This window comes from uncultured Campylobacter sp. (assembly GCF_963517995.1).
Lineage (GTDB): Bacteria > Campylobacterota > Campylobacteria > Campylobacterales > Campylobacteraceae > Campylobacter_A.
The window spans coordinates 1-12,750 of record NZ_CAUQHQ010000065.1; the positions used below are offsets into that span (position 1 = coordinate 1).

The window sequence follows — 12,750 nt, forward strand, 5'->3', positions numbered from 1 at the left end:
CTTTAGTTTAGTATATGCCCCGCCGTTGCGCTTCCTGAGCTATTAGCTTGTTGTCAGGACACTTTTTTACGAGTTCTCTTATTTCGTCGTCTGATCTTTTGGCTAGCTTTTTTTGCATTATTTCTACCCCTTTGTCGGAGATCTGCTTGCTAACTTCTCCAGCCTTTTTACGGTATCCCAAAATCCCATGGTTTCTCCTTTTTTTAAATTTTAGTTTTTCTTTCGCTTTTCATCATCTGATTTTTGACTCGGCATCCTATTTTTTAAACGCCTAATTTAAAACAAAAATAAAGTCGGTGACGAAAAAAAATTAAAATAGGGCGATTGAGTTAAATTTAGCGGAGTTAGAATTGCTAGAGCCCTAAAATTCGGCGCTAGCCGAGCAAAACGCGTTTTTATTTTTGGATACGCGAAATCAAAGTTTAAAGCGATGCAAAGCTACAAAATCGGCTCTTTGTTAATCAAATTTGGCTCAATTTATGAGACGGCGATAAATACGGGCTTAATTGCAAAATTATATAGAAGGCTGAGCAAAAGCTACCCGTGCCAAAGCTAGGATGAGGCGGTAGATTTAACCGCCTAAAGTTGAAAATTTATTTTAAATTTTAATTAAATCTTTTTTCTAAAATTTTAGAAAATTCCCAAGTCTTTCTAGCTTCGCTCAGTTCTTTTTTTTCGAGTTTTGCTACCATCATCTCCTCGTTTTTGCCTAGGCGCGAAACCACCTCGCCAAATGGGCTAATGAGCATCGAATCGCCGTAAAAACTCCACTGCTCGCCGCTTGCAGCCTTGTGGTTGCCGACTCGGTTTACGCGCAGGACGTAGACGTTGTTTGTAAAGGCGCGGGTTTTTAGCAGCTCCTCCCAGCGCGACTCGCTAAAAAACGTGCACGCGGTGGGAACTACGACGGCATCGACTTTCTTGCGCGCCATATACGCCCACGCCGCGTCAAAATGCGCCTCAAAGCCAAACATCACGCCGATTTTAAATTTTTCGTAGCTAAAGACGGGCAAATTTAGCTCGCCCTCATCTTTGTTGGTAAAAAAATTCGCCTCGTTCCAGTGCGGGTAGGGCATCAGGATCTGCTGCTCGTAAAAGCGCGAGGACGCAGGGCTAAATCTTGCCGCGACCTTGACGAAGCCTTTGCCTTTGGGTAGCACTAGCGGGGCTAGGATTTCTAGATTGTATTTTTGCGCCATCGCGGCAAGCGCGTGCTTTTTGCGCTCGCTTTGCTCTTTGATGAGGCTTTTTGGCATGAGCTCTAGCTCTTTAAAAAAGCTGTTTAGCACGTACTCTCCGAGCACTACGAGTCTAGCGCCTTCGCCCACGCAAATCCTAAAATAATAATCCAGCCTCGACTCGCTCATGGGCTGAGTCGGCAGTTGCAAGGCGCAAACGGCTGCGCTACTCATCGTCCGCGTCCTTTACGACTAGCTTTGCGTTTTGCAGGATTTTGTCTGCTTCCTCGAGTAGCTTTTTACCCTCTTTGTGCAGCTTGACGCTTTGCTCTAGGCTTAAATTTTCGTCGCCGAGCTGTTTTAAAATTTCATTTGCTTTGGCGAGTTTGCTCTCAAAATCCTCGCTTAAATTTTCACTCATCTAAAACCTTTTTTATGATTTTTTCAAATTTATCCACTTCGACCAAAAACGCGTCGTGGCCGTAGTCGCTGTCTATCTCGTGATAATCGCACGCCTTGCCGATACCCTGCAGCGTCTCGTACATCTGCCGCATACAGCTTGGCGGAAACAGCATATCGCCGCTAAATGCTATAAGCGTAACTTTGGCGCAAATGGGCGAAAGAGCGTGCGCTAGGTCGTCGTAGTGGCGCGTGCAGTCAAAGATATTCATCATCTTTACGATGTAAAGGTAGCTTAGCGGGTCAAAGCGCTTGGGAAAGCCGCGGCCGTTGTACTCCATATAGCGATCGACCTGAAACCGCCCCGTAAGCTCGTAAAGACCGTCGGTTTCGACGTAATTGCGGCCGAATTTGGAGTCCATGGAACTAGGCGAAAGAAAGCTGATGTGCCCTGCCATACGCCCTAGCGCCATGCCTGTTAGGCCCTGCGCTGCGATGTCGTTTTCGTCGTACTGGCCGTCTTTGAAGCCAGGATCGCGTAGGATGCCCTCGATCGCGATTTTGTTAAACGCGATCGCCCAGGCCTTGCATTGATAGGTGCTTGCTAGGATGATGACGTTTCTAGCGAAATTTGGAAACTCGATCGCAAAGCAAAGCGCTTGCATACCGCCTAGGCTACCGCCCACGACAGCATGTGCTCGCTCGATGCCTAAGTGCTTAAAAAGCCTCATCTGCGCTTTTACTACGTCGCTGATGGTTAGCACCGGAAAGCGCAAACGATACTGTTTGCCCGTGCTTTTTTCGATACTGAGCGGATTTGTCGAGCCGAAATTTGAGCCGAGGATATTTACGCAGATGACGAAAAATTTGCTCGTATCTATGCCCTTGCCCTCGCCGACCAGCGCGTCCCACCAGCCGAATTTCTGCTCGTTTTCGTATCTGCCCGCGGCGTGGTGGCTACCGGTTAGCGCGTGGCAGACGACTATGACGTTGCTTTTATCTTCGTTTAGCTCGCCGTACGTTTCGTAAGCTAGCTCAAATTCGGGCAAAATTCGGCCGCTTTCCAGATAAAGCGGCTCATTAAATTTTACCTTGCCGGTTTTTAAATTTAGCACTAATTGACTTTGTAGTTAGGGGCTTCTTGCGTGATTACTACGTCGTGGACGTGGCTTTCTTTTAGTCCTGCGCTCGTGATCTCCACAAACTCGGCTCTTTCTTGAAAGTCCGCGATATCCTTTGCGCCCACGTAACCCATCGAGCTTCGCAAGCCGCCCACCATCTGATGCACGACGTCTTTTATAGAGCCCGCATACGGCACGCGGCCTTCGATGCCCTCAGGCACGAGCTTATCTTGCGCAGTGCCTTCTTGAAAATACCTATCGCTGCTGCCTTTGGTCATCGCGCCGATGCTACCCATGCCGCGGTAGGTTTTATACTGGCGTCCTTGAAAGGTTATCATCTCTCCGGGACTCTCGTCGCAACCCGCTAATAGGCTACCGACCATGATGCAGCTAGCGCCGGCGGCTAGGGCTTTAGCTAGGTCGCCTGAGTATTTTATGCCGCCGTCTGCGATTACCGGGATGCCGTATTTTTTAGCCTGCGTTGCACAGTCGTCGATGGCTGAAATTTGCGGTACGCCTACGCCTGCGACTATACGAGTGGTGCAGATAGAGCCGGGCCCTATGCCTACTTTTATACCGTCAGCGCCGGCCTGCGCTAGGTCTTTGACGGCGGCTGGATTTGCGATGTTGCCGACTACGACGTCTACGTTTAAATTCGCCTTGACCCATTTTAGAGTATCGATGATGCCTTTTGAGTGTCCGTGCGCGGAGTCGATGACGATGACGTCTACGCCCGCTTCGGTAAGAGCGCGAGCTCTCTCGAAGTGTCCTACTCCGATGGCTGCGGCGGCTCTTAGACGGCCTAGCTTATCTTTGTTGGCGTTTGGATACTCTTTGCGTTTTTTTAGGTCTTTTATGGTTATGAGACCCTCTAAGCGGCCGTCTTTATCGATGATGGGGAGCTTTTCTACGCGATTTGAGTGGAAAATTTTCTCCGCTTCGTCTAACGTGCAGCCTTTTGGAGCCGTGATGAGCGGGGCTTTAGTCATCCTATCTTTTACGGGAGTGCCTCTGTTTGTCTCAAAGCGCAAATCGCGGTTGGTGAGAATGCCGATTAAAATTTTATTCTCATCCACGACCGGAACGCCCGAGATATGAAGGTCGGCCATGAGATCAAGCGCCTCGCCTACGGTAGCGTCGGGGCTAACAGAGATCGGATCGAAGATCACGCCGCTCTCGCTTTTTTTGACGCGGCGTACTTCGTGTACCTGCGATGCGACGTCCATATTTTTGTGTATGACGCCAAGGCCTCCCAGACGCGCCATCATGATAGCGGCTCTATGCTCTGTTACTGTATCCATCGCGGCTGAGACGAGAGGGATGTTTAGCGAGACGTTTTTACTAAACATTGTTTTTATATCGACCTCTTTAGGCAAAATTTCAGAATACTGAGGTACCAAAAGAACATCCTCGAAGGTCAAAGCTCGCTTAATTATCTTCATCTTTTATCCTTTTATTAAATTATTAAATTTTCAAGGCTAAGAGCGCCCTCTAGTAGCGTTTTTTCGTCCCACGCTTTGGCGATGAGCTGAGCCGAGACGTTTAGTCCGTCTGCGTCCTTGGCTACAGGAACCGAGACGGCGGGCAAGCCGGCTAAATTTACGCTGATCGTGTAAATATCCGACAAATAGGCCTCTAGCGGGTCTTTTAGATCGCCGAATTTATACGCCGTGCGAGGGGCGACGGGCATAAAAATGAGGTCGCATTCGCTCAAAATCCGCTCGTATTTAGCTTTAGCGTAGGCTCGAGCTTTTTGCGCTTTGATGTAATACGCGTCGTAATAACCGCTACTAAGCACGAAAGTACCTAGCAGGATTCGTCTTTTTACCTCTTCGCCAAACCCCTCCGAGCGCGAATTTACATAAAGTTCTTTTAAATTTTTAGCTTCCGCCCTGCGTCCGTATCTCACTCCGTCGTAGCGGCTGAGATTTGCGCTAGCTTCGGCCGTGGCGATGATGTAGTAGGTTGCGATATCGCATTTTGAGTTTTCTAAATTTTTATAGATTATTTTATGGCCTGCGGATTTTAAAATATCGACCGCTCTTAAAAGCGCTTTTTTAGTCTCTTCCGAGGCTTCGTTCACGTAGTTTTCGATTACGCAGATCGTGAGCTTTTTGTTTGCGTCTAGTTTGTCTGCGACGCTTTCAAATTTTATCTCCGCGCTCGTGCTGTCTTTGTCGTCATGGCCGGCGATGATGTCGTATAGGATTGCGGCGTCTTCTACGTTTTGCGTTATAGGGCCGATTTGATCGAGTGAGCTGGAGTAGGCGCCAAGACCGTAGCGGCTAACGCGCCCGTAGGTGGGCTTTAGCCCGACGCATCCGCAAAATGCCGCAGGCTGGCGTATCGAGCCGCCCGTATCGCTGCCAAGGGCCGCAACCGCTAGCCCCGCCGCAACCGCAGCCGCTGAGCCGCCCGAGCTGCCGCCCGGTACTCTTTCGCGGTTTAGGGGGTTTAGCGTTTTGCCGTAGTAGCTGCTCTCGGTCGTACTTCCCATGGCAAATTCGTCCATATTCGTGCGTCCAAACGGCGCTAAGCCTGAGGCTAGCAGCTTTTCGACGACGGTCGCGTTATAAGGCGCGACGTATCCTTGTAAAATTTTAGACGCGCACGTGACGCTCCAGCCTTTTACCTGGATGTTGTCTTTGATGGCGATCGGTACGCCCGCGCCCAGTTTGCCAAGCGGCAAATTTGCCAGCTGCTCGACGTAAGCGCCAAGTTCTTTATCTGCTAAAATTTTCTTTTCTAGCTCGTTTCTAAGCTCGGATACTTCGCCCTCGCTTAGCTTTAGAGCTTGCTTTAAAGTTATCATTTTTTATCCTTAAATTTATTTACCGCTACGATGCCAACGGCCGTAACCGCGAGTATCGCCGCGATGGTCGCCGCTACGAAGCTAAAGCTAACAGGCTCAGAGAGCATTTAGCGCCTTTTCGCATCTAGGGCAGGTTTCGCCGTCGTGCTTAGCGGTAAATTTCCAGCATCTCGGGCATTTGAAGCGTTTTGATAAAACAAGCTTAAATTTATCGTTTCCGACGTCAAATTCGGCTAGGCCGTCGCTGCCGTCTAGACTCTGGACATCGCTAACCATATACCAGTCGCTGATCTCGTTTATGTCTTCGCTTAGGATCAAATTTGAGCTGGTTTGTAACACTAGCTCTAAGGTCGATTTTATCTTTTTGTCTTTTTTGAGTACGTCGATTAGCTCGAAAAACTTCTCGCGGCTAGCCACTAGTAGCTCGTCGTCCACGTTAAACTCAAAATCTAGCGGCGCGTACTCTAGATCAAAGGCGTCGGTCGCGCCGTTTTTTATGATCTTAGGCGCATAGTCCATCGCTTCATCCACGGTGTAGGTTAGCGTCGGAGCGATGAGCGGCAGTAGCGCTCTAGTGATTAGCGCCATGGCGCTTTGAGCCGAGCGGCGCGTATCGCTGTCTTTGGCGTCGCAGTATAGGCGGTCTTTACAGATATCAAGGTAAATGCCGCTTAAATCAGCGCTTAGGAAATTCATCAGCAGGCTAAATCCCTTTGAAAAGTCGTAGTTTCTAAACGCCGCTTCGGCCTCGTCGAATGCTTTTTTCGCGCGGCTTAGTATCCAGCGGTCTAGGATATTAAAATTTGACGTTTCGATATCTTCTAGGTCGTTTACGTTGGCTAGTAGAAATCTTATCGTATTGCGTATTTTTCGGTATTGTTCGCTTACTTGTTTTAGGATGTTTTCGCTGATTTTTAGGTCGCTGGAGTAGTCGCTAAGCGCAACCCAAAGGCGTAAAATTTCCACGCCGTAGGTTTTAGCGACGTCTGCCGGAGCTACGACGTTGCCCTTGCTTTTACTCATCTTTTGGCCGTTTTCATCGACGGTAAAGCCGTGCGTGAGCACGCTTCTATACGGCGCTCGTCCTTGCGCGGCGCAGCTTAGCAGTAGCGAGCTTTGGAACCAGCCTCTGTGCTGATCGCTACCCTCTAGGTACATATCCGCAGGATAGCTACCCGCATCGTAGTCGCCGCTTTTTAGCACCGCAGCCCACGTCGAGCCGCTGTCAAACCAGACGTCTAGGATGTCCATCACTTTTTCTAAATTTTGCGGATCGTATTTACAGTTTGCCGGCAATAGATCCTTGATCTGGCTATCCCACCACGCATCCGCGCCTTTTTGCTCGAATATCGCCGCGACGTTATCTAAAATTTCATCGTCAAATATCGGCTCTTTAGTATCCTTGCGTCTAAAAAACGCTATCGGCACGCCCCAGTCGCGTTGGCGCGAGATACACCAGTCGGGACGATTTTCTATCATCGAGCCTATCCTTTTTACGCCGCTTGCAGGGTAAAATTTGACGTTTTCAAGCTCTTTTAGCGCGACTTCTCTTAGCGTTTTGCCCTCGATTTTAGGCTCGTCCATCGCGATAAACCACTGCTTGGTAGCGCGGTAGATAACCGGCTTATGCGTCCTCCAGCAAAACGGATACGAGTGGACGAATTTACTAACTTTTAGCAAATTTGAGCCTAGAAGCTCTAAAATTTTCTCGTTGGCTTTAAAGATATGCATGCCGATTAGCTCGTCTACTACGTCTTCTGGGAATAATTTTTTCGCCTTTAGCGTCTCGTCGTATAATCCGCCTTCATCAACCGGCATGATGACTTCGATGCCGTATTTTAGGCTCACGTGGTAGTCGTCTTCGCCGTGCCCCGGGGCAGTGTGAACTAGACCCGTACCGCCGTCCATCGTTACATGATCGCCTAGGATAAATAGCGATTTTCTGCCGTTTAGAGGATTTATCGCGTGAAGGTTTTCAAGCTCGGCGGAGGCGAATTCTTTTAAAATTTCGCCCTTAGTTAGCCCTTCTTTTTCTATCTCGCCAAGCATCTCTTTGGCAAATATCAAATTTTCAGACGTTAAAACGTAAATTTCGCTCGGACTTAGCGAGATGGCTTGGTTTGCCGGCAGCGTCCAAGGAGTAGTCGTCCATATGACCGCGCGAGCGTCTTTTGCGCCGATTTTTGCGGCGGCTTCCTCGTCTAGTTTAAACGCGACGTAGATGCTATAGTCCTCTTTGTCCTCGTACTCGACCTCGGCTTCTGCTAGAGCGCTTCTAGCTGCCCAGCTCCAGTACACCGGCTTGCTTCGCTCGACTAAAAGTCCGCGTTTGGCGACTTTGCAAAGCGTTTTGTAAATTTCGGCTTCAAATTTAAATTTCATCGTCAGATACGGGTCGTCCCAGTCGCTAGCGACGCCTAGCTGTTTAAAGCTCTCTTTTTGCACGCCGATAAATTCTCTGGCGTGTTCGCGGCAAAGCTCGCGGATTTGCGTTTTGCCGAGGCTTTTTTTCTTCTCACCCAGTTTTACCTCGACTTGCTGTTCGATCGGTAGACCGTGGCAGTCCCAGCCCGGCGTAAATCTCACGTTTTCGCCGAAGAAATAGTGCGTTTTTAAGATGATGTCTTTTAGGGTTTTGTTTAGCGCGTGTCCGATGTGGATGTTGCCGTTGGCGTAGGGAGGGCCGTCGTGCAGAGTGAAGCTTTTGGCTGCTTTTTGCCTTTTAGCTTTCATTTTTTCGTAGATTTTTCTATCGTCAAACCACGATTTTAAGCGCTTGGGTTCGTTTTCCGGCAGGTTGCCGCGCATGGGAAATTCGGTGTTTGGAAGCAATAAAGTATCTTTGTAATCCATAGGTTCGCCTTGAAGTAAAAAATTGGTAGATTCTATCCAAACGGCGATTAAACGCTACTGAAAAAACGCTATTTTAAGCTAAATTTATGTAAGATATTTTTAGCTTTTAAAGGAGAAAATAGTGAAAAACGCACTACTGATCATCGGCGAAGATATCGGCGTAAACGCGCCTTTTTTAGATTATATTATTTGCGCTTACAAGCGGCATTTCGGCGAGCTGGGCGAGTTTAGGTTCGTTAGTCGCAGCGACAAGGAGCTGCCGTTTATCATCGAGCATCTTTGCGCGCGCTCGGACGGTCTTTGTATATTTGCGTCTAGCAAAAACTACTCCGTCGCGGCTAAAATTTTAGCAACTTTAAGCGGCGATGTTTTGGAGCTAAAATCCCCTCAGATGCTAGCTCCCAGTAGAGCAGAAATCTTTAGCGACGAGAGCTTTTTAGTAAGATTAGACCAAACTTACGTAAATTTAATAAAAGCCGACGCAAATCAAAAATTGCCGGCCATAGAGATCAAAACGCAGCGCGATTTTGGATATTTTCACTTGGTAGACTTTGACGAGGAGAGTGCGAAAATCCTACTCGAACCGCTAGCTAAAACATACGAAGTGCAAATTTATTCGTCTCAAATTTTGTCAAATTTGGCGTTAATCAGAGTAGAAGCGAATAAATTCGGTCAAATCGGCGGCTTTATAAACGGCGCGAAAAATCTCTTTTCGGGCAAATTTTTTGAAGGCGAAGACGTCGCGGCTCACGTAGCGCGCGTACTTACGTCAAGCGGACTAAAGCTAACCTTTGCCGAGTCTTGCACTGCGGGGCTTGCGGCGGCAAAATTCGGCGCTTTTGCGGGGGTTTCTGCGGCATTTAACGGCTCGCTTGTAACCTACGCAAATAAGATGAAGCGCGACTGGCTGGGTGTTAGCGATGAAATTTTGGAAACCTACGGCGCGGTGAGCGAGCAGTGCGTGATGGCGATGCTAAAAGGCGCCCTAAAGGCGAGCGAATCGGACTTCTCTCTAGCTATCAGCGGTATCGCGGGGCCTGAGGGCGGTAGCGAGGCAAAGCCCGTGGGAACGGTATTTGTAGGAGCTTACGCAAAGGACAGCGAATGCATCATCGAAAGGCTAAATTTAAACGGAGACCGCAACTACATAAGAGAGCAAAGCGCGCTGGCTGCGTATGTTTGCCTGCTAAAGCTAAAGCCGAGGCTGTTTTTAGCATAAATTTGGACTAAATTTGATAAAAATCGCCAAATTTGCGCTAAATACTTTTTATAAATTTGTAAAAACGGCGGGAATTTAAAATTTGCCGCCGTCTTGCGCGCGAGTAGAGCGAAAATCAGCTCCGCCAAACTTAAAATTTAGCGTAAATTTAAGCCTGACGGATTAAAGAAATTTGCGGATTATTTTTGATACGGCGCGGTTTCGTAGCCTTGATTTATCAGGCTACTCATGCCGCCGTCAAGGTTTATTATATTTAGCTCCGGCGAATCTATCGCCATAGCCGCAGCAGCGCTTCTGCGCCCGCTCCTGCAAATTAGCGCGACGGGCTTTTTTAGATCGAGATTGGCCTTTAGCTCGTTTAAAAAGCTATCTTTGTCGGCGGGGTTAAAAGTGATGGTCTTTGCACCTTTTATCACGCCCGTTTCCGCCCATTCAGAAGGCGTTCTGATATCTACGATTTGCTCGTAGTTTTTTATCGCTTCGGGACTAACTTGCACCGTAGTAATTTCAGCAAATGCCATCGCCGCAGCCGCTCCTAAAAGTATAAATTTTCTCATTTTTTCTCCTTAAATTTGACGGCGCGAATATTAGCACCAAATTTTAAACATTTTGTCATTATAAAGTCACTCCTAAATTTTTATGAGCCAAAACGACGCAATCTCAAATTTACGTCAACGAAAAAAACATAAATTTGCGCTTTTTTGTTTTAATCGCCGCTTTATCCAAGGCATAGTTTTAGCAAATTTTAAAACGCGGCCATAGCGGTTTTTGCCGATTGTAAAATTATAAATTCTCCAGTTTTGCCGTATTTAGAGCTGCATTTTTGCCTCGCTCGGCGACCGAGGCGCAGCGATGCGAGCTTTTATGCCTGAGCGGTCTACTAAATTTTACTTCTAACGGCGGTTATCGTAGCTGCCTTGGCATCAAGCCGATAAAAACGCGCGACCGTCGAAGAAATATAAAATCTCTAAGCCAAAAGGCAAAACTTTTTGATTAAATTTTGGGCGCCCGAGCGCAGGGAGCGGCCTTTCGCTAGATAAAAGCCCACATTAGCTAAGCAACTTCGCTAGTAAACGCGCTAAAAAACAAGCTGAAATGAACGATAGCATCAAACGGTTTTAGGCTAAATTTAGAGTTTCGTAGAGTTAAATTTAAAGTCGCCGCTAGTTTAAATTTGCGGATTTACGATAAATTTAAATTTAGCTTTGCTTAAATTTAAACGAGTTTAGCATTATCGCGCGATTTTTCGCTTTTGTCGTCTAAATTTGCTCGAAACGCGAATTTGACGGGATCTATTTAGTCTTGATTGAGATTTTCGACGTAATCCACTCTCGACCAGGCAAGCACGTAGATAAACCCTAGCGCTAGGTAGATGCCAAGCACCGCAAGCTCGATAGGATAAGGGTCGCGCAGGGCTTTGGTAAGCAAAAACTTTAGCGCCGCGGCGATAAACGTGCCTACGATGCAAAGCACTGCGTAGCCTGAAAATAGGGCGTTTTGCGTGACGGCGCCGAGTTTAAAATTTACCTTTATCCAAAGCAAAAACGCAAGCACGGCCGTGCCGCAAATGACGAAAAATAGGATCTTGTGCGTGCTGGCGGGAGCGTAGTTCGCGCTAAAGCTTAGCAAAATCATCGCGCTACTAACCGCGATAAAAATGCGGTAAAGCTTAAACACGCCTCCGCCTGCAAGTTTGTTTACCTTTGATATCGCGCCGTAAAGGCAGATGACGGAGACGAACAACATCGCTACGCGCATGCTCGTTGCGATATCAAAGAGGCTTTTTGGTAAAACCATCTCTTGCGAGAGTAAATTTAAAATAACCAAAATCCCGGACGTCATGCCTAGCGCTTTTGCCGTGTTTAGACGCCTCATAAAGCTCGTTTGCATCTTTTTCCTTTATAAATTTTTGGGATATTTTATCTAAATATATTTAGAACTAACATTAAATTTGCCTCTTTTGGGTTCGGCGCGACAACGCGCGTGTAAATTTAAATAAATACTAGCTTAAATTTATAGGATAATATTAGTATCTTTTTTTAAGTTTATTAATAAAAAATAGTCTCAATGATAAAATAAAACGAAAATATCTTACAAATTTTTGATATTTGAAAGTCTATATAGCTATTTTAGCTTAAGACTGATTTAATATCAAAATTTATACATATCCGCGTTTTTTTCGGACATAACTAGCGCTTTTAGTATAAAATAAAGCTTAAAAAAATGATAAATTCGTAATAAAAAAATAAATAAAAAATTAAAATCTTAATTTAAAAATCAGTTTAATTGCGCTATAGTTTCATTATTCAATTTCATCACAAGGAGAACCGATATGGGAACCAGAAGAGAACACGACTTCATAGGCGAGTTAGAGATAGCCGACGACGTATATTACGGAGTGCAAACGTTTAGGGCGCTTGAGAATTTCCACATGAGCGGACGACCGCTTAAAGATTATCCGTATTTCGTTAAGGCATTTGCCCAAATCAAAAAAGCAGCTGCCCTAGCCAACAAAGAAGTCGGAGTTCTAGACGCGCAAAAAGCCGACGCTATCGCAAAAGCGTGCGACGAGCTAATCGCGGGTAAATATTTAGATCAATTTGTAGTAGATATGATCCAAGGGGGCGCGGGAACTAGCACCAATATGAACGCAAACGAAGTTATAACAAACGTCGCGCTTGAGAGCCTAGGACACAAAAAAGGCGAGTATCAGTATCTGCATCCAAACGACCATACGAATTTAGGCCAAAGCACCAACGACACTTATCCAAGTTCGATCAAAGTCGCTACATACGCTAAACTAACTGATCTTTTAAAGGCTATGGAGCTGCTTAAAAACGAGCTAGAAGCTAAGGCAAAAGACTTTAAAGACATTATCAAGATGGGTAGAACCGAGCTAGAAGACGCCGTTCCTACGACGCTTGGCAATACGTTTAACGCATTTGCAAGCTACATCAAAAGCGATATCGAAAAAATCACCGCCGCAAGAGAGTCTATGGCTGTGCTAAACATGGGTGCAACCGCGATCGGAACGGGTATCAACTGCCATCCTGATTATAAAGCGGCCGTTCATAAAATTTTAAGCCAAATCACGGGCGTAAACTTTAAACCCGCCGATGACTTTATCGCGGCTACGCAAGATACTGCAGATTTTGTTCACGTTAGCGG

General features: G+C 46.7%; 11 protein-coding genes. 2 read left to right on the forward strand and 9 right to left on the reverse strand.

Annotated features, from left to right (window positions below; translation table 11 throughout):
• Positions 1 to 7: 7 nt before the first annotated feature.
• The 7 genes from RYL88_RS07605 to ileS form a co-directional block, all read right to left on the reverse strand.
• Positions 8 to 181, reverse strand: coding sequence for a hypothetical protein (locus RYL88_RS07605; RefSeq protein WP_314990294.1), 174 nt, complete (start codon positions 179 to 181; stop codon positions 8 to 10).
• A 424-nt stretch (positions 182 to 605) separates the two neighbouring features.
• Positions 606 to 1,412, reverse strand: coding sequence for a carbon-nitrogen hydrolase family protein (locus RYL88_RS07610; RefSeq protein ID WP_314990296.1), 807 nt, complete (start codon positions 1,410 to 1,412; stop codon positions 606 to 608).
• On the reverse strand, positions 1,405 to 1,599 hold the full coding sequence (xseB, locus tag RYL88_RS07615) for an exodeoxyribonuclease VII small subunit (RefSeq protein ID WP_002948190.1): 195 nt from the start codon (positions 1,597 to 1,599) through the stop codon (positions 1,405 to 1,407). The genes RYL88_RS07610 and xseB overlap by 8 nt, the downstream gene beginning before the upstream one ends.
• Entirely contained in the window at positions 1,592 to 2,692 is a 1,101-nt protein-coding gene (locus RYL88_RS07620; protein ID WP_314990297.1) for a homoserine O-acetyltransferase, read from the reverse strand. Before RYL88_RS07620 ends, xseB begins: the two co-directional genes overlap by 8 nt.
• Complete coding sequence (gene guaB, locus RYL88_RS07625; RefSeq protein WP_314399074.1) at positions 2,692 to 4,140, reverse strand: IMP dehydrogenase; 1,449 nt, start codon at positions 4,138 to 4,140, stop codon at positions 2,692 to 2,694. Before guaB ends, RYL88_RS07620 begins: the two co-directional genes overlap by 1 nt.
• A 14-nt stretch (positions 4,141 to 4,154) precedes the next feature.
• Complete coding sequence (gene gatA, locus RYL88_RS07630; protein ID WP_314990299.1) at positions 4,155 to 5,510, reverse strand: Asp-tRNA(Asn)/Glu-tRNA(Gln) amidotransferase subunit GatA; 1,356 nt, start codon at positions 5,508 to 5,510, stop codon at positions 4,155 to 4,157.
• 96 nt (positions 5,511 to 5,606) lie between these two features.
• Positions 5,607 to 8,363, reverse strand: coding sequence for an isoleucine--tRNA ligase (gene ileS, locus RYL88_RS07635; protein ID WP_314990301.1), 2,757 nt, complete (start codon positions 8,361 to 8,363; stop codon positions 5,607 to 5,609).
• A 121-nt stretch (positions 8,364 to 8,484) separates the two neighbouring features.
• Between ileS and RYL88_RS07640 the strand changes: the two genes are divergently transcribed.
• The gene (locus RYL88_RS07640; RefSeq protein WP_314990303.1) at positions 8,485 to 9,582 is read left to right on the forward strand and encodes a CinA family protein; all 1,098 of its coding nucleotides are present in this window, start codon (positions 8,485 to 8,487) and stop codon (positions 9,580 to 9,582) included.
• 179 nt (positions 9,583 to 9,761) lie between these two features.
• Here RYL88_RS07640 and RYL88_RS07645 read toward each other — a convergent pair whose 3' ends face one another.
• Together RYL88_RS07645 and RYL88_RS07650 are read right to left on the reverse strand one after the other, a co-directional pair.
• The gene (locus RYL88_RS07645; protein ID WP_295144967.1) at positions 9,762 to 10,139 is read right to left on the reverse strand and encodes a rhodanese-like domain-containing protein; all 378 of its coding nucleotides are present in this window, start codon (positions 10,137 to 10,139) and stop codon (positions 9,762 to 9,764) included.
• Between the two features lie 739 nt (positions 10,140 to 10,878).
• Positions 10,879 to 11,472 carry a hypothetical protein gene (locus RYL88_RS07650; RefSeq protein WP_314990306.1) on the reverse strand — a complete coding sequence of 198 codons (594 nt, stop codon included), beginning with the start codon at positions 11,470 to 11,472 and terminating at the stop codon, positions 10,879 to 10,881.
• Between the two features lie 442 nt (positions 11,473 to 11,914).
• Between RYL88_RS07650 and RYL88_RS07655 the strand changes: the two genes are divergently transcribed.
• The coding region (locus RYL88_RS07655) for a lyase family protein (RefSeq protein ID WP_314990308.1) at positions 11,915 to 12,750 on the forward strand (836 nt) is incomplete at its 3' end.

Excerpts from the sequence above, each read along its gene's own strand:
- guaB (WP_314399074.1), bottom strand. The coding sequence starts at position 4,140 with ATGAAGATAATTAAGCGAGCTTTGACCTTCGAGGATGTTCTTTTGGTA.
- RYL88_RS07645 (WP_295144967.1), bottom strand. The coding sequence starts at position 10,139 with ATGAGAAAATTTATACTTTTAGGAGCGGCTGCGGCGATGGCATTTGCT.
- RYL88_RS07650 (WP_314990306.1), bottom strand. The coding sequence starts at position 11,472 with ATGCAAACGAGCTTTATGAGGCGTCTAAACACGGCAAAAGCGCTAGGC.
- xseB (WP_002948190.1), bottom strand. The coding sequence starts at position 1,599 with ATGAGTGAAAATTTAAGCGAGGATTTTGAGAGCAAACTCGCCAAAGCA.
- RYL88_RS07610 (WP_314990296.1), bottom strand. The coding sequence starts at position 1,412 with ATGAGTAGCGCAGCCGTTTGCGCCTTGCAACTGCCGACTCAGCCCATG.
- gatA (WP_314990299.1), bottom strand. The coding sequence starts at position 5,510 with ATGATAACTTTAAAGCAAGCTCTAAAGCTAAGCGAGGGCGAAGTATCC.
- ileS (WP_314990301.1), bottom strand. The coding sequence starts at position 8,363 with ATGGATTACAAAGATACTTTATTGCTTCCAAACACCGAATTTCCCATG.